29 protein-coding genes, 1 other RNA gene and 1 pseudogene are annotated in these 24,388 nt (G+C 54.9%); 19 read left to right on the top strand and 12 right to left on the bottom strand.

Features of this window, described 5'->3' with window-relative positions:
- Positions 1–8: 8 nt before the first annotated feature.
- The gene (locus tag RHH27_RS08140; RefSeq protein ID WP_190278210.1) at positions 9–1,016 is read left to right on the top strand and encodes a GntR family transcriptional regulator; all 1,008 of its coding nucleotides are present in this window, start codon (positions 9–11) and stop codon (positions 1,014–1,016) included.
- 1 nt (position 1,017) lies between these two features.
- Here RHH27_RS08140 and RHH27_RS08135 read toward each other — a convergent pair whose 3' ends face one another.
- Entirely contained in the window at positions 1,018–1,197 is a 180-nt protein-coding gene (locus tag RHH27_RS08135; protein WP_302676203.1) for a hypothetical protein, read from the bottom strand.
- A 410-nt stretch (positions 1,198–1,607) separates the two neighbouring features.
- On the opposite strand from RHH27_RS08135, the gene RHH27_RS08130 reads away from it, so the two are divergent.
- From RHH27_RS08130 to RHH27_RS08105, 6 genes are all read left to right on the top strand, one after another.
- A complete protein-coding gene (locus RHH27_RS08130) occupies positions 1,608–2,360 on the top strand; it encodes an RNA methyltransferase (protein ID WP_302678006.1) in 753 nt (250 codons plus the stop codon).
- Positions 2,361–2,470: 110 nt separating this feature from the next.
- On the top strand, positions 2,471–3,418 hold the full coding sequence (locus RHH27_RS08125; RefSeq protein ID WP_310744998.1) for a serine hydrolase: 948 nt from the start codon (positions 2,471–2,473) through the stop codon (positions 3,416–3,418).
- Positions 3,419–4,189 carry an ABC transporter ATP-binding protein gene (locus tag RHH27_RS08120; protein WP_206199717.1) on the top strand — a complete coding sequence of 257 codons (771 nt, stop codon included), beginning with the start codon at positions 3,419–3,421 and terminating at the stop codon, positions 4,187–4,189. It abuts the gene before it with no gap.
- A complete protein-coding gene (locus RHH27_RS08115) occupies positions 4,182–5,036 on the top strand; it encodes a DUF6671 family protein (protein WP_302678004.1) in 855 nt (284 codons plus the stop codon). Before RHH27_RS08120 ends, RHH27_RS08115 begins: the two co-directional genes overlap by 8 nt.
- A 99-nt stretch (positions 5,037–5,135) precedes the next feature.
- The gene (locus RHH27_RS08110; protein ID WP_302678003.1) at positions 5,136–5,456 is read left to right on the top strand and encodes a hypothetical protein; all 321 of its coding nucleotides are present in this window, start codon (positions 5,136–5,138) and stop codon (positions 5,454–5,456) included.
- Between the two features lie 12 nt (positions 5,457–5,468).
- Entirely contained in the window at positions 5,469–6,395 is a 927-nt protein-coding gene (locus RHH27_RS08105) for an NAD(P)H-dependent glycerol-3-phosphate dehydrogenase (protein WP_302678002.1), read from the top strand.
- Here RHH27_RS08105 and RHH27_RS08100 read toward each other — a convergent pair.
- Both RHH27_RS08100 and RHH27_RS08095 read right to left on the bottom strand, forming a co-directional pair.
- Positions 6,379–6,915, bottom strand: a complete 537-nt coding sequence (locus RHH27_RS08100; protein ID WP_302676209.1) for an anti-sigma factor — start codon at positions 6,913–6,915, stop codon at positions 6,379–6,381. The two genes, RHH27_RS08105 and RHH27_RS08100, sit on opposite strands and share 17 nt — an antisense overlap.
- Before the next feature lie 41 nt (positions 6,916–6,956).
- On the bottom strand, positions 6,957–7,622 hold the full coding sequence (locus RHH27_RS08095) for a sigma-70 family RNA polymerase sigma factor (RefSeq protein ID WP_206199712.1): 666 nt from the start codon (positions 7,620–7,622) through the stop codon (positions 6,957–6,959).
- A gap of 247 nt (positions 7,623–7,869) precedes the next feature.
- On the opposite strand from RHH27_RS08095, the gene RHH27_RS08090 reads away from it, so the two are divergent.
- Positions 7,870–8,727 (top strand): phosphatidate cytidylyltransferase, encoded by an 858-nt coding sequence (locus RHH27_RS08090; RefSeq protein WP_149821646.1) that lies wholly within the window; start codon positions 7,870–7,872, stop codon positions 8,725–8,727.
- A gap of 336 nt (positions 8,728–9,063) precedes the next feature.
- On the top strand, positions 9,064–9,297 hold the full coding sequence (locus RHH27_RS13380; RefSeq protein ID WP_255521440.1) for a hypothetical protein: 234 nt from the start codon (positions 9,064–9,066) through the stop codon (positions 9,295–9,297).
- Positions 9,298–9,388: 91 nt separating this feature from the next.
- On the opposite strand, the gene ald is transcribed toward RHH27_RS13380, so the two are convergent.
- The 6 genes from ald to RHH27_RS08055 all read right to left on the bottom strand — a co-directional run bounded on the left by ald (position 9,389) and on the right by RHH27_RS08055 (position 13,457).
- Complete coding sequence (gene ald, locus RHH27_RS08080) at positions 9,389–10,480, bottom strand: alanine dehydrogenase (RefSeq protein WP_302678001.1); 1,092 nt, start codon at positions 10,478–10,480, stop codon at positions 9,389–9,391.
- A 7-nt stretch (positions 10,481–10,487) separates the two neighbouring features.
- Positions 10,488–11,336 carry a prephenate dehydratase gene (gene pheA, locus RHH27_RS08075; protein WP_206199710.1) on the bottom strand — a complete coding sequence of 283 codons (849 nt, stop codon included), beginning with the start codon at positions 11,334–11,336 and terminating at the stop codon, positions 10,488–10,490.
- 69 nt (positions 11,337–11,405) lie between these two features.
- An RNA gene (gene rnpB / locus RHH27_RS08070) (RNase P RNA component class A) lies at positions 11,406–11,770 on the bottom strand.
- A gap of 7 nt (positions 11,771–11,777) precedes the next feature.
- Complete coding sequence (locus RHH27_RS08065) at positions 11,778–12,500, bottom strand: DUF928 domain-containing protein (protein WP_302678000.1); 723 nt, start codon at positions 12,498–12,500, stop codon at positions 11,778–11,780.
- A 98-nt stretch (positions 12,501–12,598) separates the two neighbouring features.
- Positions 12,599–13,108, bottom strand: a complete 510-nt coding sequence (locus tag RHH27_RS08060) for a peroxiredoxin (protein WP_225901532.1) — start codon at positions 13,106–13,108, stop codon at positions 12,599–12,601.
- Positions 13,080–13,457 carry a DUF2996 domain-containing protein gene (locus RHH27_RS08055; protein ID WP_302677999.1) on the bottom strand — a complete coding sequence of 126 codons (378 nt, stop codon included), beginning with the start codon at positions 13,455–13,457 and terminating at the stop codon, positions 13,080–13,082. The genes RHH27_RS08060 and RHH27_RS08055 overlap by 29 nt, the downstream gene beginning before the upstream one ends.
- A 61-nt stretch (positions 13,458–13,518) precedes the next feature.
- Here RHH27_RS08055 and rimI point away from each other — a divergent pair, with 61 nt between their 5' ends.
- The 6 genes from rimI to aroC all read left to right on the top strand — a co-directional run bounded on the left by rimI (position 13,519) and on the right by aroC (position 18,262).
- Positions 13,519–14,061 carry a ribosomal protein S18-alanine N-acetyltransferase gene (gene rimI / locus RHH27_RS08050; protein ID WP_302677998.1) on the top strand — a complete coding sequence of 181 codons (543 nt, stop codon included), beginning with the start codon at positions 13,519–13,521 and terminating at the stop codon, positions 14,059–14,061.
- A 99-nt stretch (positions 14,062–14,160) separates the two neighbouring features.
- A complete protein-coding gene (locus RHH27_RS08045) occupies positions 14,161–15,336 on the top strand; it encodes a transaldolase (protein WP_302677997.1) in 1,176 nt (391 codons plus the stop codon).
- Between the two features lie 80 nt (positions 15,337–15,416).
- Positions 15,417–15,860 carry a ChuX/HutX family heme-like substrate-binding protein gene (locus RHH27_RS08040; RefSeq protein WP_302677996.1) on the top strand — a complete coding sequence of 148 codons (444 nt, stop codon included), beginning with the start codon at positions 15,417–15,419 and terminating at the stop codon, positions 15,858–15,860.
- Positions 15,861–15,866: 6 nt separating this feature from the next.
- On the top strand, positions 15,867–16,805 hold the full coding sequence (locus RHH27_RS08035; protein WP_302677995.1) for a TIGR01777 family oxidoreductase: 939 nt from the start codon (positions 15,867–15,869) through the stop codon (positions 16,803–16,805).
- An 11-nt stretch (positions 16,806–16,816) separates the two neighbouring features.
- Complete coding sequence (locus RHH27_RS08030; protein ID WP_302676218.1) at positions 16,817–17,155, top strand: iron-sulfur cluster assembly accessory protein; 339 nt, start codon at positions 16,817–16,819, stop codon at positions 17,153–17,155.
- Positions 17,156–17,170: 15 nt separating this feature from the next.
- Positions 17,171–18,262, top strand: coding sequence for a chorismate synthase (aroC, locus tag RHH27_RS08025; protein ID WP_302677994.1), 1,092 nt, complete (start codon positions 17,171–17,173; stop codon positions 18,260–18,262).
- On the opposite strand, the gene RHH27_RS08020 is transcribed toward aroC, so the two are convergent.
- Positions 18,259–18,981, bottom strand: coding sequence for a Bax inhibitor-1 family protein (locus tag RHH27_RS08020; RefSeq protein ID WP_206199702.1), 723 nt, complete (start codon positions 18,979–18,981; stop codon positions 18,259–18,261). The two genes, aroC and RHH27_RS08020, sit on opposite strands and share 4 nt — an antisense overlap.
- Positions 18,982–19,058: 77 nt before the next feature.
- Positions 19,059–19,952 carry a glutamate racemase gene (murI, locus tag RHH27_RS08015; RefSeq protein WP_302677993.1) on the bottom strand — a complete coding sequence of 298 codons (894 nt, stop codon included), beginning with the start codon at positions 19,950–19,952 and terminating at the stop codon, positions 19,059–19,061.
- A gap of 297 nt (positions 19,953–20,249) precedes the next feature.
- Between murI and alr the strand changes: the two genes are divergently transcribed.
- A complete protein-coding gene (gene alr / locus RHH27_RS08010; RefSeq protein ID WP_302677992.1) occupies positions 20,250–21,401 on the top strand; it encodes an alanine racemase in 1,152 nt (383 codons plus the stop codon).
- Between the two features lie 16 nt (positions 21,402–21,417).
- Here the strand turns inward: alr and RHH27_RS08005 are convergent.
- A pseudogene (locus RHH27_RS08005) lies at positions 21,418–21,756 on the bottom strand (nucleoside deaminase); the annotation flags it as partial.
- A gap of 103 nt (positions 21,757–21,859) precedes the next feature.
- Between RHH27_RS08005 and rfbB the strand changes: the two are divergent.
- The 3 genes from rfbB to rfbC are packed head-to-tail and all read left to right on the top strand — an operon-like array spanning position 21,860 to position 24,364.
- Positions 21,860–22,939 (top strand): dTDP-glucose 4,6-dehydratase, encoded by a 1,080-nt coding sequence (gene rfbB / locus RHH27_RS08000; protein ID WP_302677991.1) that lies wholly within the window; start codon positions 21,860–21,862, stop codon positions 22,937–22,939.
- Complete coding sequence (gene rfbA, locus RHH27_RS07995) at positions 22,936–23,823, top strand: glucose-1-phosphate thymidylyltransferase RfbA (protein WP_302677990.1); 888 nt, start codon at positions 22,936–22,938, stop codon at positions 23,821–23,823. Before rfbB ends, rfbA begins: the two co-directional genes overlap by 4 nt.
- Positions 23,816–24,364 (top strand): dTDP-4-dehydrorhamnose 3,5-epimerase, encoded by a 549-nt coding sequence (rfbC, locus tag RHH27_RS07990; RefSeq protein WP_302677989.1) that lies wholly within the window; start codon positions 23,816–23,818, stop codon positions 24,362–24,364. The genes rfbA and rfbC overlap by 8 nt, the downstream gene beginning before the upstream one ends.
- The last annotated feature ends 24 nt before the right edge of the window (positions 24,365–24,388 follow it).

Genomic DNA, 24,388 nt, shown 5'->3' with positions numbered 1-24,388 from the left:
GGACACGTATGGTTCAATTCCACATCCAACCAGATAGCGAAATTCCTGCTTCAACTCAGCTCTTTAACCAAATTAGTTTTGCGATCGCTGCACGGCAATTTCCGCCGGGGTATCGCTTGCCCAGTACGCGGCAGCTCGCCATGCAAACTGGATTGCACCGCAACACGATCAGCAAAGTTTACGAACGCCTTGAAGCTGCTGGTTTAGTCGTGCCCCAAGTGGGGTCGGGCATCTATGTGCGTGCCCTCGGCCAAGAGGAAACCCGTCCTCGCCAACGCCGACCCGCTGTTGTGCCTGTACACCGCATTGTTCAAGAAAGTGTCGATACCCTCCTCGAAATGGGCTATTCCCTGAGTCAAATTCGCGAGTTATTCCTTGCCGAGATTGATGCCCGCCAGAAAGCTGGAGTGAGGGTTTTGGTGACGGTGCCCCGCCACGATCAAGGGGCTGGCGAACTGATTGTTCAGGAACTGCAACAACTGCTGCCAATTCCCGTCGAGCTGATTTTTCTTGAAGACTTAGAAACCGTCCTTGATGGCGATACCTCTGCAACTGTCGTTACCGTGCGCTATTTTGCCAGCATGACGGAAGCGATTACCCGCGATAAGGACGTGCGAGTATTTTTCATCGACATCTACAACTACCAGCGGGAACTGGAAGTGGTGCGACAATTGCCAAAAGGCTCCTGCTTGGGGTTGGTGAGCCTGAGTTCCGGTACCCTCGGTGTGGCCGAGGTGATGATCCACAGTTTGCGAGGGGATGAGCTACTCTTGGTGACGGCTCAAGCCAACGATAGCTATAAGCTCAATGCCTTGGTGCACCGTGCCCACACGATCATTAGCGATCGCGCCAGTGGGGAACGGGTCAAGGCAGCCATTGCGGCGGCCCGTCATGAGTTGATTCGCATCCCCCGTCTCATTTGCTGCGAAAGCTACATTGATCCACAGTCGGTTGAGCTGCTGAAACGGGAAATTGGTCTGACGGAGGATCTCCCCCTCGAAGCTAAAGCCTCTTGACTCAGGGATTGAGGTCATTCAGGCTATGGGACAATTGCACGGTGATTACCTGATTTTTTGCTTGATTGTGCATTGCATCCAGTTGTAGGTTCGTAAGATAACCTAAGCCAGCGGCTAGACTACAGTACAGGATGCCGACGGCACTGAGTTTTGGCCAATGCAAGCTCATAAAACGCCACATGAGTTAACTCCTCATTGACAGAACCACACCACATAAGTCAAGACCCCTGCTGCCAGCCCAAAACCCAGCCCTCTTCACAGGGATGGAACACAGTTAAAACGGTGAAAGTCTCTATAGGAGAGAAGCCCCCTTTGTGTCCCCCATGTTTTAGAACAGGACTGTACCTAGGAAATCTCTGGAGAACTTCCTAAGCAAGGGAACGCGGTTTGCGAGTAGGGGTCACACCTAAAAAGTTATTTCCAATTTTACTGATTGCGCTAAGAACCGTACTCAGCGTGTTACAGTTATTAAATTTTATGAAATATGCAGCAAAGTCCTGAATTTGTAAGGACTTGAGAAAGATTAAAGAAGTCTTCTAAAATCATCTAGAAAAGGTTAATTATTTTTTTATTTTGGCTCAGCCAGCAAGCGTGGATACCCTGCCTCCGGTACGCATTGTGCTCGTGGAACCCCAAGGGGAGATCAATGTCGGCAGCATTGCCCGTGTGATGAAAAATATGGGGTTACAGCAGTTGTGGATTGTCAGTCCCCGTTGTGCTCCCAAGGGAGAGCTAGCCCGTCGCTGGGCGGTTCACGCAGAGGATGTGCTCCAGCAAGCCAGAATGACGGACTCCCTCGCAACGGCACTGGCGGATTGTCAGCGGGTCTTTGCCACGGTGGGGCGAGAGGTGGCGGATTTGGCGTTACCTCTGTGGACACCGCGTCAGGCGGCACCGCAACTGTTGGCTGTCCCGCAGGCAGCACTGGTCTTTGGTCGCGAGGATCGGGGACTCACGAATGCAGAATTGGAGTGTGCCCATGGTTTGGTGCAGATTCCTACGGCTAATGCTTATCCATCTTTGAATCTGGCGCAAGCTGTTGCCGTATGCTGCTATGAGTTGTGGTTGACGGCCTGCGACAGTGCGGGAACTTTTCCCCAAGGGTCTGCCGTCCCCTTTGAGCGGTTGCAGGGGTTTTATGACCATTTAGAGCAGGTGCTGCTCCAGATTGGTTTTTTGTATCCCCATACCGCTGCTAGTCGTATGGCCAAGGTGCGATCGCTCCTCGGGCGTGCCTACCCCACGGATGCCGAAGTGGCGCTGTTGCGGGGCATGGTTCGTCAGGTGGAGTGGGCGATTCAGCACGCAGCCACGATTGCTTCGGACACCTTCCCTCTACAGTAAATGGCATGGTTGCTCAGTCGCGTTCAATGGTTTCGTCCTCTACGCTTTCCTCACTGTCTCATCCGTCACCGCTTCCTAGCCCAACGCCTCCCCGTCCCAATTTGTTCTTAATGACTTTTCGCTTTGGCGTCAGTGTGGTTGCCCTTGCCACCATAGTCGGCACACTGCTGTCGGTGTTGCAGCCTGAAAAACTGTCCCTAGAGACCACGGCCAGTCAGGCGATCGCTCCTGAAACACCAACCCCCAACTTGCCCCCAGAACGTCCCCTCCCCACTCTGCAACAGCAAATTCAACAACTGGTGAGCCGTCAACCCAATCTGACGGCGGGGCTGTACTTTTTTAACCTCGACTCCGGGGCATCTCTGAATGTAGGCGGCGATGCGGTCTTTCCAGCGGCCTCTACGATTAAATTTCCCATCCTTGTTGCCTTTTTCAAGGCGGTGGATGAGGGACGAGTCACGCTCCATGAACGCCTCACCATGCGTCCGGATCTGATTGCCCCTGAGGCCGGTACGCTGCAGTATCAAAAGCCCAATTCCCAGTATCCTGCCCTTGAGGTGGCCGATTTAATGATTACCATTAGCGACAACACGGCAACGAATATGATTATTGATCGCCTTGGGGGCGCAGCCGTGCTCAACCAACAGTTTCAGGAATGGGGCTTAGAAAATACAGTGATCAACAATCTGCTACCGGATATGAAGGGCACCAACACCACTAGCCCCCGCGACTTGGCAACGCTGATGCTGAAAATTGGTCAGGGGGAAATTGTCTCCCCCCGTAGTCGCGATCGCCTGCTGGACATTATGCGGCGCACGGTCACTAATACCCTCTTGCCCGCTGGCCTTGGCAAAGGGGCTACGATTGCCCACAAAACTGGCGATATTGGTATTTTGGTGGGAGATGCGGGCATGGTGGATATGCCCAATGGCCAACGCTATGTGGCAGCAATGATGGTGAAACGCCCCTACAATGATCCCCGAGGTAGTGAACTCATTCGCCAAGTCTCGCGCATGGCCTACCAAGCCTTCGAGAAACTTCCCCCTTCTCAGCCCTAGATGTCGCAGCCACTCCTGACCTTAGAGAATGTGTGCCGCTACTTTGGCGGCCTCAAGGCGGTTGATTGCGTGTCCTTTAGCGTGGCAACGGGGGAGATTTTTGGCATTATTGGCCCCAATGGCGCTGGTAAAACCACCCTTTTTAACCTGCTGACGGGGTTAATTCCTCTCACCTCAGGAGAAATTCAGTTTCAGCAGCAGCCCCTGCACCTGCTTAAGCCCCACCAGATTGCTGGGTTGGGCATTGCTCGCACCTTTCAAAATATTCGCCTCTTTCCAGAGATGAGTGTTTGGGAGAATGTGCGCATGGGACAGCATCTCCATGCCTCTGCCGGTTTTTGGGCAAACCTCTGGGGAGCAGCGCCCGTACGGTATGTTCAGGAGCGCTTGGAAAACCGCGCCAAGGAACTCCTCTACTGGGTGAATCTCTATGAGCGGCGCCACGAGCGGGCAGGCAACTTACCCTATGGTGAACAACGCCGCCTTGAACTGGCGCGTGCCTTGGCACTGCAACCCCGCCTGCTCTTGTTAGATGAACCGGCTGCGGGTATGAACCCCAAGGAAAAGCAAGACCTCTGTGAGTTAATTCGCCGCCTCAAGGAGACCTTTGACCTGACGGTGATTCTCATTGAGCACCATGTGCCCTTGGTGATGAGTTTGTGCGATCGCTTGGCAGTATTGGACTTTGGTCAACTCATTGCTTTAGGGGATCCCCTGACGGTTAAAAATGATCCCAAGGTGATTGAGGCATACCTCGGCGGTGATGTTTAAGGCGACGGATTCCTATTTCCAAGGACGAACAGCCATTCTTGCCACCAAGCATGGCAAAGAGCAGGCGATCGCCCCGGTGCTGGCGCGTCTAGGGGTAACGGTGGTTGTGGCCTCGGATTTTGATAGCGATCGCTTTGGGACGTTTAGCCGTGAAATTCCCCGCTGTGGCACCCAAGAGGAGGCAGCTCTCGCCAAGGCAGAAGCGGTGCTGACACAAACGGAGGCAGACTTAGTGGTTGCCAGTGAGGGGAGCTTTGGCCCTCATCCGCAATTTCCGATGCTTCCGAGCGATCGCGAACTCATCCTGCTTGTGGATCGCCGCCATGACCTTGTCTTGCGGGGGGAGGTGCTCTCCCTAGAAACCAACTTTAACCATGCCACCGTGAGTCATCTTGAAGAGGCCTTGGCCTTTGGCGCACGGGTGGGCTTTCCATCCCATGGTTTGATTGCAATGGCGCAGGCGGATCCTCTACCCAATACGCCAATTTTCAAAGGGATTCAAAGCGAGGAACAGTTGCAAAGGGCGATCGCCACCTTGGAAACCGATCGCCCCACCATTCACCTTGAAACCGATATGCGGGCCCACATGAACCCGACGCGCATGCAGGTGATTGCTCAAGCGGCTGCTGACCTCGTTCAAGCAATGGCTCAGGGCTGTCCTCAGTGTGGTTGGCCGGGGTTTGTGGCTCGTGAGAAACTGCCGGGGCTACCCTGTGAACGGTGTGGCGCACCCACCAGCGCCATCAAAGCCAGCCGTTACCGCTGTCAACGCTGTTTGCACCAACTCACAGTGCCAGTTCCTGAAGCCGTTGCCGATCCCAGTCAATGCTACTTCTGCAACCCCTAGGCAAGGACAAAGACTTGGTATAATCCCTTGTACAGCCCTCGGCACCGATTAAGCCATCCTATCGTCTGCATTCCTAGCGCATGTTTTGAGGAGTGACCCATGACACCTCGCTATCTCACCAGTCTTGCCCTTGCTGCACTCACTCTCAATCTCGGGGGTATGGCGCTTGCCCAGACTGCAAACACGAATAACCCAATGGAAGGCTGGCAACAAAACGGCAATACCAATGATTTGGGAAGCATTCTTAATCCCCAGAATGGCAACTTTTCCGTGCCCGGACTGATGAATCGCCTGCGTTTGATGGATGGTCGCGATCCCAACGAAGTAGTGGCGGATCAAATGGAAAATCTCAATGCTCAAGCAGAGGCCTTTCGCAAACGACAGCAGCAACAATTTCAAAATCTAACGGTTACGCCCTAGGACGGGGATGGTATGTCCCCAAGGGTATTGATTTTGGGCTTAGGTCATTGGGGACAAACACTGGCATACCTATTTGAGCAACAGGGCTGCAGGGTCTCCTGCTGGGGGCGATCGCAGGGGGCACTCTCGGCTGCTCTTTTCCAAGAGATTCACTTATTGGTTTCGGCTCTCCCCATCAAAGCTGTGCGGGAAGTCGCTGCCCAAGTGGCCGCCCTCAAGCCCCCCCTAGACACCATCCTTGTCAGTGCCACCAAGGGTTTAGAAGCAGAAACCTTTGCCACAGCAGCGGATATTTGGCAAACCTACTGCCCGCATCACGATCTCGTCGTTCTTTCTGGCCCCAACTTGGCCGGTGAAATTCAACAGGGACTACCGGCAGCGGCAGTGGTGGGGGGAAAGCCAGCAGCCACCAAGCCAGTGCAAGACTGTTTGGGCAGTACCACCTTTCGCCTCTATAGCAATGAGGATCGGCGGGGTGTGGAAATGGGGGGCATCTTCAAAAATGTGATTGCGATCGCCTGTGGCGTCAATGATGGTCTGGGTCTTGGCGTCAATGCCCGCTCTGCCCTGATTACCCGAGGACTGGTGGAAATGGTGCGGGTGGGTACCCACTGGGGCGGACAAGTGGAAACTTTCTACGGCCTTTCAGGGTTAGGGGATCTCCTCGCCACCTGTACCAGCGCCCTGAGTCGCAACTATCAAGTGGGGTGGCATCTTGCCCAGGGTCAATCCCTCTCCCAAGCCCTAGCGCTGACCAAGGGGACGGCTGAAGGGGTGAACACTGCTCGCGTGCTCTGCACCTATGCCCAGCAGCACCAGTTAGAGATGCCGATTACGGCGATGGTGAATGCCGTTCTGAGGGGCGACCTCACTCCCCAAGCGGCTCTCAACTGTCTTTTGGAACGTCCCTTCAAGCCGGAGATTATTCTTGGTCAGTAGCTTCAGTCCTTGGCTGTGAACTTGCCCTGGGTGCCGGCAGCGCCGCAGGAGCCGTTTCACTGACGGGAATGGCCACAGGGGGACGGTCAAGACTGAGCATCAAACCAACTGCCGTTGGCTCAATCGATAGAGGAGATACCGCTGGCTCAATGCCGGCAGGACTGGTGATAGCCACAGGCAGACTGGAGAAGGGATTGGGAATTAGACCCGTCAGCATTGCCACGAAGGATGCCGCTAGGGTTGCTCCTGCACTCCCTAAGACCCAAATACGACGGGGGCGATGGGCCTTAGCAATCACTTCAGCGGCCAAACGATCCGCTGGACAGGGGGTCAAGGGTACGGGCAGTTCTTGCATCTGTTGCTTGAGGGTCAGGAGTCGCTGATAGAGGCGTTGGCCTTCGGGGTCAGTGGCCAGCCATGCTTCCACCTGTTGCCGTTCTGCAGCCGTCACTTCACCATCGAGGTAGGCGCTCAGGAGTTCAAAGGTATCGCGTTTGCAGTGATCCAGTTCGTCCATCATAGGGGTCTGTCCTTGCAGGAAAAGGGTAGGGGTGATTCGCATCAGGTTGAAGGGAGATCGAGGTGGGGTTGGAGTTCTAGTTGGAGTCGCTGTCGGGCACGGGCGATTCGCGATTTCACGGTTCCGAGGGAAACCCCAGTGATTTGGGCAATTTCTTCGTAGGAGAGGCCTTCAATTTCCCGCAGAACAATCGTTGTCCGAAAGGTTGCCGGTAGGTTGGCGATCGCCCGCCGTAATTGATCATAAAATTCATCCGTACGCAACCGGTCATCGGGACTGGCATCACTGGCGGCAAGTTCCCAGCTCATTTCACCCTCTTGGGTTTTCAGGGGTGCATCCAGCGACAGGGGCGGTTGATGGCGTTTGCGTTTGCGCAACTCATCGTAAAACAAGTTGGTGGCAATGCGGCTGAGCCAACCCCGAAATTTGCTGGCGTCTTGGAGTTTGTGAATGTTGCGATAGACCCGAATCCAGACTTCTTGCACAAGGTCGGCGCGATCGTCCCAGTCGGGCGCGAGGTGATAGATAATTCGCTCCACATGGGATTGGTATCGCCGCAACAATTCAGTAAAGGCAGCACGATCTGGGGTTCTGCCGGCTTGACAGCGGACAACCAACTCTTGGGGTGTAAGTTTTGTCAGCGGCAGCGTCACCCGAGCACTGGTCTCCTCAACACGCGTCCAAGCAAGGGGAAGACTGGATGTCATGGATACAATCGACCTCAGACCAATCGCTTTTCATGACGCCCTTGCCCCCATGATGTTCCCTGATCCGTTATAGCTTGCCAAGGACATTGCCATGCATCCTGTTTTGGCTGCGAGTCTGTTAATGTTTCCTTAACGTTGGTGAATTTAGATTAAACTTTTTATTGTAGCGGCGATCGTTCTTTGGACGCGCTACGCAAATACTCAACGCGCGGCTCAATGTAACCCCTTATCACCGCCCCTCACCACCATGCTCTGGATCCGCATTGCCAGTGGACTTGTCGCGATCGCTCTCGCGCTGCTGATGACCTTTCTAGGCGGTTGGTATTTTTGTCTGGGCATTGGGGCACTGATTTATCTGGGTCAACTGGAATACTTTGAATTAGCCCGTGCCAAAGGGAGTGCGCCGGCGGCTAAAACCACCCTCGTGGTGAGTCAAGTGCTCCTGATCACCTCACTGCTGCGTCCAGACCTTGCGGATGCTGTCTTTCCCGTCGCAGGTACCTTCATTTGCTTCTACTTGCTATTTCAACCCAAGCTGGCCTCGATCGCCGACATTTCCACTTCAATCATGGGGCTATTTTACGGCGGCTATTTGCCAAGCTATTGGGTGCGCTTGCGGGGATTGGAGCAACAGGCAACATTACCTTTGGGAGGATTTTGGCCAGAGCAGTTTCAACTCACCGCTTTGCCCTTGGGGTTGCAGGTAACCCTCTTGGCCTTTGTCTGTATTTGGGCGGCAGATATTGGTGCCTATGCTGTTGGTAAGCTCTTTGGCCGGACACGGCTTTCCCACATCAGTCCCAAGAAAACCGTAGAAGGGGCAGTGTTTGGCGTTTTAGGGAGTTTAGGCGTCGCCCTTTGGGGAGCACATTCCCTCGGCTGGCCACTCCCTTGGCTTTTGGGTGCAATGTTTGGCCTCATGATTGGCATTGCCAGTCTATTGGGGGACTTAACGGAGTCAATGATGAAACGGGATGCCGGCGTCAAAGATTCTGGCCAGTTGATTCCCGGGCATGGCGGCATTTTGGATCGCGCCGATAGCTATGTTTTTACGGCACCCCTTGTGTTTTACTTTGTGACGTTACTATTGCCCTTGTGTCAATGAGTTTCTTGCCATTCAATCTACCAAAATTCGCCGCAGTGCTCCGTCTATACCGCAAAGCGGTTAGGTAGTGGTGAGGCGGCGGGCGACCATAGGGAGCAGTCACTCAATCTCAGCTTGTTGCTGGATATATTGAGCTAGCACCGAACATCGGGTGCGACTGATAGCTATAGTCCACTCATGATCACCCTGACGTACGAGTACAAACTAAAACTAACCCAGCAGCAGGCTAAGCAGATCGACTACGATCTAGACGTGTGTCGCCAAGTTTGAAATGATGCGCTGAGGGAGCGCAAAGACTGGATTGCTTCGCGCAAATGTCCAGTCAATGCCTGCTCTGTGCCTAGCGAGTACATCATCCCAGCGGATGCCCCCTACCCCAGCTTCAACGTGCAGTGCCAAGGATTAACCCAAGCAAAGCAGACCAACCCTGATTTAGCGTCGGTTAACGCCCAAGCATTGCAGCAAGTCTTGAAGCGGGTGGTTGGCCTCGATGTTGGCCTGGAATACTTTCTCTCCACCTCGGACGGACTTCAACTAGCATGGCCTAGGTTTTTCGTAGAGATGCTGTGAACGGGGAATCTCCTGCTATACGCCTAGCCTTAGCGGGATGAGCGTCAATGAGAACGGGGCTCAGCCTGTCCAGAGGTACTTGATCGTCCGCCTAAAGATCAGGAAAGACAACCCGCACATCGGGATGGACTAAATGGTGCTGCTTGACCACTAGACCCTTGGCAAGGGCAGGGGAGAGTTCGAGGGCGCGATCGCCATGATCGGCGAGGCAAAGAATATAGGGCAAGGTGCTATTCGTCAGGGCTTGGGTGGCTGTCCAAGGCACAGCTCCCGGCATATTCGGCACGCCATAGTGAACCACACCAAAGGCGGTATAGGTGGGGTTGGAATGGGTCGTGGGTCGCAGCGTTTCCACACAGCCCCCTTGATCCACGGCCACATCAATGATCACAGCGCCAGGGCGCATCGTTTGCACAAGGGACTTGGGCACCAAACAGGGAGGACGCTGACCCGGCACAAGGACAGCACCAATCACTAAGTCGGCTTGGGGCAATAGCTCAGCAATGAGGTGAGAACTGCTGTAGAGGTACTCCACCCGGGCGCCAAAGAGGGTTTCTAGGTACTTGAGACGCTCGACATTAATATCGAGAATGCTCACCTGTGCCCCCAAACCCACAGCCATCCGCGCCGCCTCTGTGCCGACGACACCGCCCCCTAAAATGACAACCCGCCCCGGCCGCACCCCCGGAATGCCACTGAGGAGCACTCCCCGCCCCCCTTGGGTACGCTCTAGGAAGCGGGCACCAAACTGCACTGCCAAGCGACCGGCAATCATGCTCATGGGGGTTAGCAGCGGGAAGCTGCGTTGGTGATGATGCGTTTCTTCAACACTTTCATAGGCGATCGCGGTAATCCCCGATTCCAACAGAGCCACCGTCAGCTCCCGACTAGCGGCAAGGTGCAAGTAGGTAAAGAGCAGTTGGCCAGAACGCAAATAGCGATACTCCGAGGGCAAGGGTTCCTTGACTTTGACCACCAGTTGGGCATCCCACGCCGCTTGGGCCGTGGCCACAATTTGGGCCCCTGCGGCAACATAGGCCTCATCGAGAAAGCCTGAACCCACCCCCGCGCCACTTTCAATGAGAACCTCATGACCGCGCTCCCGCAGACTTTGCACCCCTGTTGGCGTCAGACCGACGCGGAATTCTTGATCCTTCATTTCTTTGGGGACACCGATACGCATGGCCAATCTATTCTCCGAGGTCTAGAAATTGATAACTACCAAAGACCTTCAACACATCTGTAGCGTCCTTAAGCGCCAGCAGACAATCAGCCACCACATCAGGGCGACCATTCACCTCTAAGTCAACAAAGAAGAGATAATCCCCCAAAGCACGTTTGCTGGGGCGCGATTCAATGCGGCTGAGGTTAATCTGGCGATCGCTAAAGAGTTGCAGCACCTTGAGCAGGGCACCGGGGGCATTGGCCTTCAGGCTAAAGGCAATGGAAGTGTGGGTATCCCCCGGCTGGGGCCAGCCGTCCCCCTGTTGGCGACTCACCACCCAAAACCGCGTGCAATTGTCGGGAATATCCTGAATTTCGGTGGCGACAATGGGTAGTTGATGGAGTTGGGCGGCTCGCACGGAGGCGATCGCCGCCACCCGATCGGATTGAGCCACGTATTGCAGCCCTTCGGCGGTGGAGGTCACCGGACATTGGCGAGCATGGGAAAGATGGGCTTGTAACCAGCGCTGGCACTGCCCGAGAGCTTGGGGATGGGAATAGACCGCTTGAATTTGGGCGAAATCTGTGGTTTGGGCAATGAAGGCATGGACAATGGGGCGGATAAAGGCGTACTGAATGTGCAGCGTATCCAGTCGCCATAGTGAATCAAGGGTAATGTTGACACTGCCCTCAACGGAATTTTCACTGGGGACTAGCGCCAAATCCAACTCGCCGGCGGCCAACGCCTCCAAACAGCCAGCGATCGTCGTCAAAGGAATCAGCGTCAGGGGTTCTCCCTGTTGCCATTGGGCGTAGCTTTGAGCGGCTTCTTCACTGTAGGTGCCCACTGGGCCAAGATAACCCAGCTTCACCATAGAGGATCTAGACAAGGGGGGCAAGGACTCAAGGACACATCCTCACAAGGGATTTGCAAAAGGGTCTAATGAATGAGTTAGACGTAAGCCGGGTTCTGTTCAAAGGGTGGTTATCTATCTGGGACACTTGTTACCAAGTGCCTCTAGCGGCTCTGGCTAGCAAAGAACTGGGGAAAAGACCAACCCTAGTTCCTTAGCGCTAGCACACCTTGCTTCCAGCCGGGGTTTACCGAGCCAACACCTCTCGATGTTGCTGGTGCGCTCTTACCGCACCGTTGCACCCTTGCCTGTGAGGTTTCCCTCCATCGGCGGTATATTTCTGTGGCACTATCCTCGCGGTCACCCGCACTGGGCGTTACCCAGCAAGCTTGGTCTTTCGGAAGCCCGGACTTTCCTCAGGAGTGAGAGACTCCCGCAACCACCGCGCTAACTCATTCAGTTTTATTGTACTAGGGGCGCTTGGGCAATACTCCCTAGACCAACGGCAGATAATACGGCGACCCATTCACTGCGGGCTAGGTTCCGTGTGGCTTCATTTCCTTGCAGCTCGGCCAAAATCGCCAAGGTTTCGTACCAAAGACCCGCATCAACTGCTGCCCCAAGGCGATCGCCCCCACTCTTGCCCTGAAGTTGCTTTGCCAAATCCGTGGCCGGCTGCACCCGCGAAATCACGCCACTGACAGAGATAAAGGCGGAGGGATCATCGGCATCAGCACCACACAGTAGGGTAAAGGTCCAGCGGTAGTCTTGGCCGGGTTGGAGTTGCACATTGGGCTTCAGTGCCAGAATCCCCGGTTCAGCGGGTAGATCCACCACCATTGTTGCTAGGGGACGATGCTCAGCATCAGCAATCACCACTTCCCCCTGCGTGGCTTTGCTCTTGGGCACAAAAACAAAGAGGGTTGGTGTCGCCACAGCCGTTTGGCCAAGGTGGGTATCAGGGAGTAAGGCGGTTAAACGTTCACTGCCGCTAACACAGGCTCCACGGGTTGCCCCCCCAAAGCGACTACCGGGAACACCACGGTTCGGCAGATTCGCCCGCAGTCGCGCCACAAGACTGGAAGGCTGGCTCACCACAGGCGTCGTTCCCTGAGCAAGGCTGAGAGAACCAAGGGACAACAGAAAGAGGGTCACCGCAGGTACAAGGGCAAGGTAGGAACGCATGGCCAAACTCCTAAGAAGAATAGCTCTACCCTAGCCCTAGGGAGTCGGCCTTGGCAGTGAACTCGCTTACCGTTGGGGTGTGATTGCGATCGCTTGCTCTAGGCAGTGGCACTGGCCAACTGACGCAAAATCTTGAGCGCCTCATCTACGTGGGCTTTGAAGTTGAGCATAGAGTCAAAAACGTAGCGCACCACACCCTCTTGATCAATGACATAGGTGACTCGCCCCGGAAAGAGACCAAAGAGCGAAGAGGCACCATACTGCTGGCGAACCTTGTTGCCGGGATCACTGAGGACGAGAAAGGGGAGTTGGTGATTTTTCTGGAAGCCCTGCTGCCGCTCCACGGGGTCGCCACTAATGCCAATCACTTCAGCGCCCAGTTCTTGGAAAACACTGTAGGCATCGCGAAAGGCACAGGCTTGAATCGTGCAGCCGGGGGTTTCTGAGGCGGGGTAAAAGTAGAGGACAACGTTCTTTTTGCCACGAAAGTCGGAGAGCTTCACTTTGCGGCCATCGGCAGCCGTGAGTTCAAAATCAGGGGCGCGATCGCCCACTTGAATTGCTGTGGCCATACTCTCGCTAATTGCCTCCCAACCACTTTTGGCCATTCAGGCGCTGCATCACCCCAAAGACCAGTAGATCAAGCGTTACTTTACGCTCATCCCCCAAAAATGGCTCAATGGTGCTGGGGGCAATGCCACCGCTGCTACAGACAAAAGCCTTCGGCCCTTGGATATCCCCCTCTAGGAAGTAGAGGCGAAACTGATACATTCCCTTGCCCCACTCACCTATCACGGTATTCTCCTCTAGGCGCAGACTCACATCCCCCACTTTGGCGCTGAGGGCGTTCTGGAGAGCAGGCAAAAAAGCCTCATTAATAAACTCAGCAAAGGGTTTATCCTCAATGGCGGGGGGCTTTTCTTTTTTGGGGGCTTGGGTGGGCGTCTCTTCTGCCATAGCGCTGCTATAGGGTACCATTTCCTCTGCATGATAGCACTCTCCCTTGCAGGCAACGGCCATGGGGCAATTAGAATTACGACGCCCAACGATTAAGGATTTAGATAGCATCGTTCAACTGGATCAGGTGTGTCTGGGGGGCTTTTGGTCGCACCAAGGCTATGCCCGTGAGTTGGAGAATCCGCAACATACGCTGCTGGTGGTGGCCACCCTTGATGGGGTGTGGGGCTGTGGCGTGAGCTGGGGGATTGCCGATGAATTGCACTTGGTGCTGTTGATGGTGCATCCGCAGTACCGGCGGCAGGGGTTAGCAGGGTTACTCCTATGTCGGCTCTTGCAACTGGGGCATCAAGGGGGCGATCGCCAGTGGGCAACGTTGGAAGTACGCGCCAGCAATGCAGCCGCCCAAGGACTCTATCAGCACTTTGGCTTTGAACTGGTCGGACGGCGTCCCCACTACTACGAGAACCCCCCAGAGGATGCCCTGATTCTTTGGCGCAATCACCTCAATACTCCCGAAATGGGGCAGGAACTTAAGCGGCACTGGCAGCACTGGCGATCGCGGGTTGAGGCGCAAGGTTGGTCGCTCATCGATGACACCTAGAGAGCCGAGGGGTGACATATTGCGCTTTGTTACGGCGCTTTCCCCGACCCTTGGGCTGGCGAACGATAATGAAAGGGACACGTTTGGGAGACTTGTCCCATGAACTTGCTGGAACAGTTGCGACAAATGACAGTTGTGGTCGCCGATACGGGAGACATCCTCGCCATCGAAAAATTCACCCCCCGTGATGCCACCACCAATCCCTCGTTGATTACGGCTGCTGCCCAAATGAAGGAGTACCAGCCCATTGTGGATGAAACCCTGCGCAAAGCCAAAGCTGATTTGGGGTCTGGTGCTACTCCCCGTGAGATTGTCTCCCTTGCTGTGGATCGCTTGGCGGTGGCCTTTGGCTTGAAAATTTTGCAAATTATCCCCGGTCGGGTCTCAACGGAAGTAGATGCGCGGCTCTCCTACGATACAGAAGCTACAGTGCAAAAGGCGCGGGAGTTGATTGGCCAATACGAAGCCGCAGGCGTGGGGCGCGATCGCGTGCTGATTAAAATTGCCTCGACCTGGGAAGGCATCCGCGCTGCCGAAATTCTCGAAAAAGAGGGCATTCACTGTAATTTAACCCTACTGTTTGGCTTCCATCAGGCGATCGCCTGTGCTGAGGCGGGTGTGACATTGATTTCCCCCTTTGTTGGGCGCATTCTCGACTGGTACAAGAAAAAAACAGGTCGTGCCGAGTATCCAGGGCCTGAGGATCCAGGGGTGATTTCCGTCACCAAAATCTACAACTACTACAAGAAATTCGGCTACCCCACGGAAGTGATGGGCGCCAGCTTCCGCAACATTGGCGAAATTATTGAACTGGCGGGTTGTGATCTGCTGACGATTTCACCGGCACTGCTACAGGAGCTACAAAACACCAATGGCGAGCTAAAACGCAAACTGGATCCGGCGATCGCTGCCACCCTTGACATTGAAAAAGTCGCTATGGATGAAGCCACCTTCCGCAAGATGCACGCGGCTGATGAGATGGCCAGTGAAAAACTGGATGAGGGCATTAAGGGCTTCACCAAGGCACTGGAGACCCTTGAGGATCTCTTGACGCAGCGACTGACCCGCCTTGAAGGGGCGGAAACCCTCACCCATGCAGCAGAAGAACTCTTCCATGTCTATGACCTCGATGGCGATGGCATTATTACCCGCGAAGAGTGGCTGGGAACGGATGCAGTGTTTGATGCCCTCGATGCCAACCACGATGGTAAGGTGACCCCGGAGGACATGGGAGCAGGCTTGGGGGTGGTGCTGCACTTGGCCAAGGCCAAATAACAAAGACCAACTTGGCAGTCTTGCATCAGCATCCTCTGTGCGTCACAGTGGAAGAAGCGTTCATAGCTGATGCACCAACGATGTCTGATACTTCTCCCTCCTTTCAGCAATTTCTCAGGGATTGTGAGCAATTGGGGCTACTGCGCCTTGTGGTTACAAACGAAACTGCCGTTCTGGAGGTGCGATCGCCCCTCACCAAGGTTTTCTATGCTGAACTGCCCAAGGGGCGCTATGCCAATATGCACACGGAGGACTTTGAGTTTCACTTGAATATGGATCAGGTGGCCAAAATTCGCTTTGAGGAAGGGCAAGCCAAGCGGGGCAACTTTCCTACCTACGCCATTCGCTTTCTCGATGCCAATGAGAAATCCGTCCTCAGTGCCTTTTTGCAGTGGGGTAAGCCCGGTGAATACGCCGCAGGTCAAGTGGCAGCTTGGCACACCCTGCGGGAACGCTACGGTACAGAGTGGCAACCCGTGGTGGCCGCCCTTGAGGCAAAAGCGTCCAGCGCAACCCATGGATAGGGATCTATGAGAGTCGTTGTAACCGGTGCTACTGGATTTGTCGGGCAGCAGGTCGTCAGCGCCCTCAGCGATCGCGGCGATCACGTGGTTGCCTTAGTACGCTCCCCGGCGAAAGCCGCCAAACAATTCGCTGGCATGACCCATGTTGAATGGGTGGGCTATACCCCCAAAGCCGCTGGGGACTGGTTTGCTGCCCTTGAGGGGGCGGATGCAGTAATTAACTTGGCAGGAGAACCCCTTGCCAATGGTCGCTGGACAGCGCAGCGCAAACAGGAGATCTACGATAGCCGGGTTGTCGGCACACAGCAGTTGGTGCGGGCGATCGCCCAATGTCAACAGCGCCCGCGGGTATTGGTCTCGACCTCTGCCATTGGCTACTACGGCACTAGCGATACAGAAACGTTTGTCGAAACCCATGCAGCGGGAAATGATTTTCTGGCCAAGGTCTGTGTGGACTGGGAAGCGGCTGCCCAAGGGGTAACGGATTTAGGGGTGCGGTTCGTAATTCTGCGTTTTGGCATTGTCCTCGGCGAGCAGGGGGCACTGGCCAAGCTCCTATTGCCCTTTCAGTTATATCTAGGGGGGCCCCTTGGGTCGGGTCAGCAGTGGTTTTCGTGGATCCATCAGCAGGACTTAGTGCGCCTGATTCTGGCCGCAGTGGATCAAGCGGGAATGCAGGGGGTTTACAATGCCACCGCCCCAGAGCCACTGACGATAGCGGACTTTTGCCGGGTATTAGGAGAGGTGATGCAGCGCCCCTCTTGGTTGCCTGTGCCCGCCGCCGTCCTCCAATTGCTGCTGGGGGAAGGTGCCGATGTGGTGCTCAAGGGGCAGCGGGTCTTGCCGGAGCGGACGCTGGCTACGGGATTTCAATTTGACTACCCCAACGCCAAGGCAGCTCTCACCAACCTCCTCAAACCACGATATACTGATGGTTCCCGCTAGTTTGGTGCAAGATGGTGGAATTGACCCCCGCAGCCATTCAAGAGTTGGAACGTCTCCAAGCCCATGGCGTCAGTCGAGGTCGGGCCGCGATTCTACGGATTCAGGTGCAACCTAGTGCCTGCGGTGACTGGCGCTACGATCTTGCCCTTGTGACCGAACCCGAGCCGACGGATGTGCTCACCCAGTCCCAAGGCTGGACGATCGCGATCGCGGCGGAAGCGGCTGAGATGTTGCGGGGGTTGCGGGTGGATTACATCGAAGACTTAATGGGGGGCGCTTTTCGCTTCCACAATCCCAATGCCAGTCAAACCTGTGGCTGTGGCATGGCCTTTCGGGTGAGCGGATCGTAGGTTTCAGAAATCACTATGGGCAATACGTTTGGGCATCTCTTTCGCGTCACCACCTTTGGTGAGTCCCATGGGGGCGGTGTGGGGGTGGTTGTGGATGGCTGCCCTCCCCGATTGGAACTGTCAGAAGCGGATATTCAAAAGGAACTGGATCGCCGCCGCCCCGGCCAAAGTCGGCTCACGACCCCTCGCCAAGAGAGCGATCGCTGTGAAATTCTCTCCGGGGTCTTTGAGGGCAAAACCCTCGGCACGCCCATTGCGATTCTGGTGCGCAACAAGGACACTCGCCCCGAAGATTATGCCGAAATGGCACAGGTCTATCGTCCCTCCCATGCAGATGCTACCTATGACGGCAAATACGGGATTCGCAACTGGCAAGGGGGGGGCCGTGCCTCGGCACGGGAAACCATTGGGCGTGTGGCCGCGGGGGCGATCGCCCGCAAAATTCTGGCTCAAGTCGCGGGTACCGAAATCATTGCCTACGTCAAGCGGGTCAAGGACATTGAAGCCGTTGTTGATCCTGATACCGTGGCAGCGGCTGCCGTTGAGGCGAATATCATGCGCTGTCCCGATGCCACCACCGCAGAAAAGATGATTGCCCTTGTGGATGAGGTGCGGCGGCAAGCCAACTCCATTGGCGGTGTCATTGAGTGCGTGGTTCGCAATGTGCCTGTCGGCCTAGGCTCCCCCGTCTTTGACAAACTAGAAGCAGATCTTGCCAAGGGGGTGATGTCGCTGCCCGCCAGTAAGGGCTTTGAAATTGGTTCTGGCTTTGCCGGTACCCTGCTCACGGGTCAAGAGCACAATGACGAGTTTTATACCGATGAACAGGGAAGAATTCGCACCCGCACCAATCGCTCTGGGGGGGTTCAGGGGGGCATCTCCAATGGCGAAAACATTATTTTGCGGGTAGCTTTTAAGCCCACCGCCACCATTGGTCAAGCCCAGAAAACCGTGAACCAAGCGGGTGAAGAAACCATGCTAGCGGCAAAAGGGCGGCATGATCCCTGTGTGTTACCGCGAGCGGTGCCGATGGTCGAGGCAATGGTAGCTCTCGTTCTCTGTGACCATCTGCTCCGGGATCATGCCCAGTGTCATCTGCTGTTTTAGCGACTGCGATTGAGGGCAATCAGTAACCGCAGGATAAAGATAAACAGGTTGATGTAGGTCAGGTACATCGAAAGGGCAGCAGAGAGGTACTGATCATCGCGGTAGGTACGGGGCAGCACAAAGAAGTCCACCACCGCAGCCCCCACAAAGAGCACGACACCAATGCCAGAAATCGCAATTTCCAGAAACGTGGGTGTAAAGACACCAAAGAAGCTGAAGACTAACTGGAGAACGAGCACCACCAGCAGGGCAATAATCCCCAGTTGTACCGTTTTGGCAAGGGCAAAACCATCACGTTCCGACAGATTGGAACCAATGGGACTAGCGGCCATAAAGGTAATGCCACAGCCACCAGCGGCAATGATGATCCCCATAATGCCCACGGTGCTGAGGGCAAGGGCAATCAATCCAGAGAGCGTATAACCCGACAGCAAACTGTAGGTGGCCAACAGGGGTAGGGCTAGCCCATTATTCCCTTTGCGAGCGGCTCCCTGTGCCACAAAAAAGAGGACAAGTTCAGCAATAATGGCAACAATGAATGTGGGCATGAACAGTTGAGGTGCGGCGCTGATGACGCCGAGGCCACCCCAGCTACCCACCGCCGTCAGGACGAGGCCACCACCGACAAAGGGCAGGGCATTGCGAATCACATTAGGCCCTACAATCGCGCTACTACGCGCCTCGCGAATCGCCTCTTGAAAATTACTGGTACTACTCACGGGAATCCTCCAAGGGTGGTGAATAGACAACACAGCCAGATGGCATAGTTCTATTGTGCCAAAATTCCCAAGGGCACCTAGCTGGCAACAACCACGGAGACCTCTGGTGGCGGGGCGGTTATCTCTAATGGCGGATAGAATTGGGTCAAGACACTCAAGGATAGATGCTCCACCGTTGGGTAGTATCCCAGCCATTGACTGGCTAACTGGGCAAATTGTTCGGGTATCCCACTGACATAAAAGTGCACTTGGCCTTGGGGGCAAGGAGTCGCTAAATTCATGGCCTCTAGTTTGCGCACTGTTGCACGGGCAACGGCATGGGCAGGATCAAGGTGATGAACCGTTGCGGGCAAATACTGCTCAATCACAGGGCGCAGGTGGGGGTAATGGGTGCAACCATAAATGAGGGTATCGGGGTCAAATTGAGCTAGGGGGTTTAGGGTCTGACAAACAATGCGGTGGACGCGATCGCCCTCTAGGCAATTGCTTTCCACAAGGGGGACAAACTCAGGGCAAGCCACTTGAGCGATCGCCACTGTGGGTGAGAGTTCCTGAAGTGCCCGTGCATAGGCACCGCTTTTAACCGTTGCGGGGGTAGCAATGACACCAATGCGCTTTCCCAGCGTGACCGCCATCTTGGCAGCGGGGACAATCAAGCCAAGGATCGGAAAGGGAAACTCACTGCGAACCTGTGCCAAGGCAAGGGCTGAACTGGTGTTGCAGGCCATCACCGCCATCTTGACGCCTTGGGAATGCATCCACGTCAAAATCTCCCGCACATATTGCAGGATTTCACTGCGGCGGCGAGTTCCATAGGGCAACCGTGCTGTATCCCCAAAGTAGAGAAACGATTCTTGGGGTAAAAGGCGTTGGAGTGCCTGTAAAACCGTTAAGCCCCCCACCCCACTGTCAAACACGCCAATCGTTCCCAGAGGATTTAGCCCTAGGGATGTCTTGTGCCAGTTGTCCACTCGAACCTCGACCTCACACCAACAAAGATGACATTGCCCCGTTCAGCAAGAGGGCAACCACAGCCAATCTACTGCCCTTTTTACGGAGATGGGACACGCTCAAAACCGCGAGATCTCCTTGATGGACTCTAGGTCATAGAAAAGGGCTGTAGTGCCACTCTAGCAGGTTTTGCTAAGAAGCGAATGATTGACGCTAAGACTGAACATCGGGTGCTATACATTGAATCACAGAGCAACCGTGGCTGTAGGGTTGGTCACCCCCTGTGGGGAAGTTATGGTGTGAGGATAGGAAAAACAATGCTCAGTCAGGAACAGCTCACCAGTTCCCAGGAGTGTGAGCGCGCATGGATTGAAATTGATTTGGCGGCCTTGGCAGCGAATACCCAACATCTTCGCCAATGGCTGGCACCAACAACGGAACTTTTAGCCGTGGTGAAAGCAGATGCCTATGGTCATGGCGCCCTCACGGTGGCACAGACGGTTTTAGCCCACGGTGCCACATGGTTAGGGGTGGCAACAATCCCCGAAGGGATTGCCCTACGGCAGGCGGGGATTACAGCGCCAATTTTGGTCTTGGGATCCGTCAATTTGCCCGTGCAGGTGCAGATGATGGCCGAGTGGCAGCTTCAGCCCACCCTCTCTACACCCAAGCAAGCCTTGATTTTCTCTGACTACGCTGATCACCGGCGGGAACCTCTTGATGTCCATTTGATGATTGATACAGGCATGTCCCGCTTGGGCTGTCCGTGGCAGAATGCAGTCGAATTTGTGCAGTTTGTGCAGCGGTTACCCCACCTGCGCATCCAAGGCATCTATTCTCACTTTGCCAGTGCCGATGACCCCGATCCCAGTTTGATGTGGCAGCAGCAGGCCTATTTTGAACAGGTGTGGGAACAGATTTCAGCCCTAGGTTTAGGGGCTGTGCGCCGTCACATGGCGAATTCGGCAGCCACCTTGGCCAACCGCAGTAGTCACTATGACATGGTGCGCGTTGGTTTGAGTCTCTACGGCGTGTATCCGGCGCCCCATTTATGGGGGGTGGTGCCGCTGCGACCAGTGATGCAAGTGCGATCGCGCATTACCCTGTTGAAGGAGATTCCCGCCCATACGGGCATTAGCTATGGCCACCAATTCATTGCCCCCAAGCCGATGAAAATTGCCGTTGTGGGCATTGGCTACGCTGATGGGGTGCCCCGCCTTCTTTCCAACAAGCTCGAAGTCTTGGTTCAGGGAAAGCGCGTTCGCCAAGTGGGGGCCATTACGATGGATCAACTGATGATTGATGTCAGTGACATTGATGGCCTTCAGGAGGGGGATGTGGTGACCCTTCTTGGCGAAGATGGCGGGGACTGCCTAACCGTAGAAACTTGGGCGGACACCCTAGGCACAATTACTTGGGAAATTCTCTGTGGCTTCAAGAACCGCTTGCCGCGTATTCCCGTGTCCTAAAATTTCGCTACTCTCCTTCAGAGCCGTGGGCTGCCATGAACTCCCGCGCCCCCGGAAAGGTCTGGGATTCACCCGCAATCACTTTTTTGATGCCAAACTGCACTACAGCACCCGCACAGAGATAGCAGGGCATTAGGGTTGAGTACAGCACCGTATCTTCATAGCGACCGATGCGACCCGCATTGGCCAGACAGTCAATCTCCGCATGCAGAATCGGACTGCCCCGCTGCACCCGTTGGTTGTGTCCGCGACCAATGATTTGGCCATTGCGCACCAAGACCGAGCCAATCGGAATGCCACCTTCTCTGAGTCCTTGTTCTGCCTCGGCGATCGCCGCCGCCATAAATTCATCCATGATTGTCCGCCTGAGCAAATGTTCATTCCTAGTAAACGTCTTTTTCTGAACGGGTGTCTAGTCTTGGTATGATGCAAGCCAGAATCTGGTGGTGTCAGTGTCCATGATCAAGTTTTTGGTAACGGGTGGGGGTGGTTTTATTGGCGCCAACTTTGTGCGCTTAGCCCTTACGGAAGGCTGGGGGGCGGTACTCAACCTCGATAAAGTGACCTATGCCTGTCACCCCGGCACCTTGGCCATGCTCGAGCAATTGCCCAATTATCAATTTGTCAAGGGGGATGTGGGCGATCGCCCCCTTGTGCAAGAGCTATTGCAAACCTTTCAGCCCGATGCCGTGATTCACTTTGCTGCCGAAAGCCATGTCGATCGCTCCATCAATAGTCCCCAAGACTTTATCCAAACCAATGTTGTGGGCACCGCCAATCTCCTAGAGGAGGTCAAAACCTACTGGCAGCAGTTACCCACTGGAGCACAGGAGCAGTTCCGCTTCATTCATATTTCCACCGATGAAGTCTATGGCAGCCTTGGCTCTGAGGATCCGCCCTTTCGTGAAGACAGCCCCTATGCCCCCAACAGCCCCTATGCCGCCTCAAAGGCTGCCTCAGATCACTTGGTGCGAGCTTACCACCACACCTACGGTCTGCCCACCCTGACAACGAATTGCTCCAACAACTATGGTCCCTACCAGTTTCCCGAAAAGCTGATTCCGCTGGTGATCTGCCAAGCCCTAGCGGGGCAACCGCTGCCGATATATGGCGATGGTCAAAATGTGCGGGATTGGCTCTACGTTGAAGATCACTGCCGTGCGGTCTATACCGTTTGGCAAAAGGGTCAGGTGGGGGAAACCTACAACATTGGTGGCAACTGCGAAAAGCCGAACCTTGAGGTCGTGCACACCCTCTGCGATCTACTGCAAACCCTTGTGCCTCGCGCTGATTTGAATTACCGCAGCTTGATTACCTTTGTCAGCGATCGCCCCGGTCACGATCGCCGCTACGCCATTGACGCCCGTAAAATTCAGCGGGAACTGGGGTGGCAGCCCCAAGAAACCTTCAGCAGTGGCCTCGAAAAAACCGTGCAGTGGTATCTTGCCCATCAAGACTGGGTGGAAGCAGCGCGCACCGCCGACTACAGTGCTTGGCTGGCAACCCACTATGGCAGCGTTCTTAGTCATTGCCCATGAAAGGAATTATTTTGGCTGGTGGCTCTGGAACCCGCCTCTATCCCCTGACACAGGTGCTCAGTAAACAACTGATGCCCATTTATGACAAGCCGATGATTTACTATCCCCTCTCAATTCTGATGCTGGCGGGGATTCGGGAGATCCTCATTATTTCTACCCCAGAGCACCTCTATCTTTTTGAAAAGCTTCTAGGGGATGGTCATCAGTGGGGCTTGTCCCTCAGCTATTGTGTGCAGCCTCAGCCCAATGGTCTCGCGGAAGCTTTTATCCTAGGGCGGGAGTTTTTACAAGGAGAACCCGTCTGCCTCACCCTTGGGGATAATCTGCTCTACGGCCATGATTTACCCCAAAAATTGCAACAGGGGGCGCAATTGACGGAAGGGGCAATGATTTTTGGCTATCGGGTGGCCAATCCGCAGCAGTACGGTGTGATTGAGTTTGATGCCAGCGGTCGCGTCCTCGGCATTGAGGAAAAGCCAGTGGTGCCCAAGTCCAACTATGCGGTGCCCGGCATCTATTTCTATGACCATCAAGTGTGCGATCTGGCAGCCCAGCTTCAACCATCGGCGCGGGGGGAACTGGAAATCACCGATCTCAACCGCCTCTACCTTGAAAAGGGACAACTGCGGGTGGAATTGCTGGGACGCGGCTATGCGTGGCTGGATACGGGTACCCATGATCTGCTGCAACAGGCCAGCAGCTTTATTCGCACACTGGAGGAACGGCAGGGGGTGAAAATTGCCTGCTTAGAGGAAATTGCTCTGCATCAGGGCTACATTACCCCAGAGCAACTTTATGAACTCGCCCAACCCCTGCGCAAAAGTAGCTACGGTCAATATCTCTTGCAGGTGTGGGCAGAAGTCACTGGAGGCAGTCATGCTTAAGGTACAACCGCTAGCGATCGCTGACGTTCTGCTCTTGGAACCCCGTGTCTTTCGCGATCAGCGGGGCTTTTTCCTAGAAAGCTTTAATCAGCGGGCTTTTATGGCCGCTACAGGCTTAGAGGTGACCTTTGTCCAAGACAATCACTCTGCCTCACAACAGGGCGTGCTACGGGGATTACACTACCAGCACCAACAGCCCCAGGGCAAACTCATTCGCGTGATCGAGGGGGAAATTTTCGATGTCGCAGTCGATTTGCGGCGCTCTTCGCCCACCTGTGGCCAATGGGTAGGGGCTTGGCTCAGCGCAAACACCTTCCAGCAACTGTGGATTCCCCCTGGCTTTGCCCATGGTTTCTGGGTGAAGTCACCAACAGCCCAAGTCCTCTATAAAACAACGGACTACTACAATCCGGAGGATGAATATACGCTGCTGTGGAATGATCCAACCGTCGGCGTTCAATGGCCGATCGACAGCGAACCCCTCCTTTCTGCCAAGGATCAGCAGGGCAAGTCGTTTAACGAACTTCCCCTATTTGCTTGAGATAAAAAATCCCTCCCCAATTGG

Source organism: Thermosynechococcus sp. PP555 (assembly GCF_031583225.1).
Classification (GTDB): Bacteria; Cyanobacteriota; Cyanobacteriia; order Thermosynechococcales; family Thermosynechococcaceae; genus Thermosynechococcus.
Note: the sequence above shows the minus strand (reverse complement) of the source record. Positions and strands in the feature narration are given on the sequence as shown.

Excerpts from the sequence above, each read along its gene's own strand:
- RHH27_RS08045 (WP_302677997.1), top strand. The coding sequence starts at position 14,161 with ATGAACTTGCTGGAACAGTTGCGACAAATGACAGTTGTGGTCGCCGAT.
- RHH27_RS08030 (WP_302676218.1), top strand. The coding sequence starts at position 16,817 with ATGGTGGAATTGACCCCCGCAGCCATTCAAGAGTTGGAACGTCTCCAA.
- RHH27_RS08100 (WP_302676209.1), bottom strand. The coding sequence starts at position 6,915 with ATGATGGACGAACTGGATCACTGCAAACGCGATACCTTTGAACTCCTG.
- RHH27_RS08105 (WP_302678002.1), top strand. The coding sequence starts at position 5,469 with ATGTCCCCAAGGGTATTGATTTTGGGCTTAGGTCATTGGGGACAAACA.
- rimI (WP_302677998.1), top strand. The coding sequence starts at position 13,519 with ATGGGGCAATTAGAATTACGACGCCCAACGATTAAGGATTTAGATAGC.
- RHH27_RS08140 (WP_190278210.1), top strand. The coding sequence starts at position 9 with ATGGTTCAATTCCACATCCAACCAGATAGCGAAATTCCTGCTTCAACT.
- rfbA (WP_302677990.1), top strand. The coding sequence starts at position 22,936 with ATGAAAGGAATTATTTTGGCTGGTGGCTCTGGAACCCGCCTCTATCCC.
- pheA (WP_206199710.1), bottom strand. The coding sequence starts at position 11,336 with ATGGTGAAGCTGGGTTATCTTGGCCCAGTGGGCACCTACAGTGAAGAA.
- rfbC (WP_302677989.1), top strand. The coding sequence starts at position 23,816 with ATGCTTAAGGTACAACCGCTAGCGATCGCTGACGTTCTGCTCTTGGAA.
- RHH27_RS08065 (WP_302678000.1), bottom strand. The coding sequence starts at position 12,500 with ATGCGTTCCTACCTTGCCCTTGTACCTGCGGTGACCCTCTTTCTGTTG.
- RHH27_RS08125 (WP_310744998.1), top strand. The coding sequence starts at position 2,471 with ATGACTTTTCGCTTTGGCGTCAGTGTGGTTGCCCTTGCCACCATAGTC.
- RHH27_RS08055 (WP_302677999.1), bottom strand. The coding sequence starts at position 13,457 with ATGGCAGAAGAGACGCCCACCCAAGCCCCCAAAAAAGAAAAGCCCCCC.
- RHH27_RS08060 (WP_225901532.1), bottom strand. The coding sequence starts at position 13,108 with ATGGCCAAAAGTGGTTGGGAGGCAATTAGCGAGAGTATGGCCACAGCA.
- RHH27_RS08135 (WP_302676203.1), bottom strand. The coding sequence starts at position 1,197 with ATGTGGCGTTTTATGAGCTTGCATTGGCCAAAACTCAGTGCCGTCGGC.
- RHH27_RS08090 (WP_149821646.1), top strand. The coding sequence starts at position 7,870 with ATGCTCTGGATCCGCATTGCCAGTGGACTTGTCGCGATCGCTCTCGCG.
- RHH27_RS08115 (WP_302678004.1), top strand. The coding sequence starts at position 4,182 with ATGTTTAAGGCGACGGATTCCTATTTCCAAGGACGAACAGCCATTCTT.
- RHH27_RS08110 (WP_302678003.1), top strand. The coding sequence starts at position 5,136 with ATGACACCTCGCTATCTCACCAGTCTTGCCCTTGCTGCACTCACTCTC.
- RHH27_RS08095 (WP_206199712.1), bottom strand. The coding sequence starts at position 7,622 with ATGACATCCAGTCTTCCCCTTGCTTGGACGCGTGTTGAGGAGACCAGT.
- RHH27_RS08035 (WP_302677995.1), top strand. The coding sequence starts at position 15,867 with ATGAGAGTCGTTGTAACCGGTGCTACTGGATTTGTCGGGCAGCAGGTC.
- RHH27_RS08120 (WP_206199717.1), top strand. The coding sequence starts at position 3,419 with ATGTCGCAGCCACTCCTGACCTTAGAGAATGTGTGCCGCTACTTTGGC.
- alr (WP_302677992.1), top strand. The coding sequence starts at position 20,250 with ATGCTCAGTCAGGAACAGCTCACCAGTTCCCAGGAGTGTGAGCGCGCA.
- RHH27_RS08040 (WP_302677996.1), top strand. The coding sequence starts at position 15,417 with ATGTCTGATACTTCTCCCTCCTTTCAGCAATTTCTCAGGGATTGTGAG.
- aroC (WP_302677994.1), top strand. The coding sequence starts at position 17,171 with ATGGGCAATACGTTTGGGCATCTCTTTCGCGTCACCACCTTTGGTGAG.
- ald (WP_302678001.1), bottom strand. The coding sequence starts at position 10,480 with ATGCGTATCGGTGTCCCCAAAGAAATGAAGGATCAAGAATTCCGCGTC.
- rfbB (WP_302677991.1), top strand. The coding sequence starts at position 21,860 with ATGATCAAGTTTTTGGTAACGGGTGGGGGTGGTTTTATTGGCGCCAAC.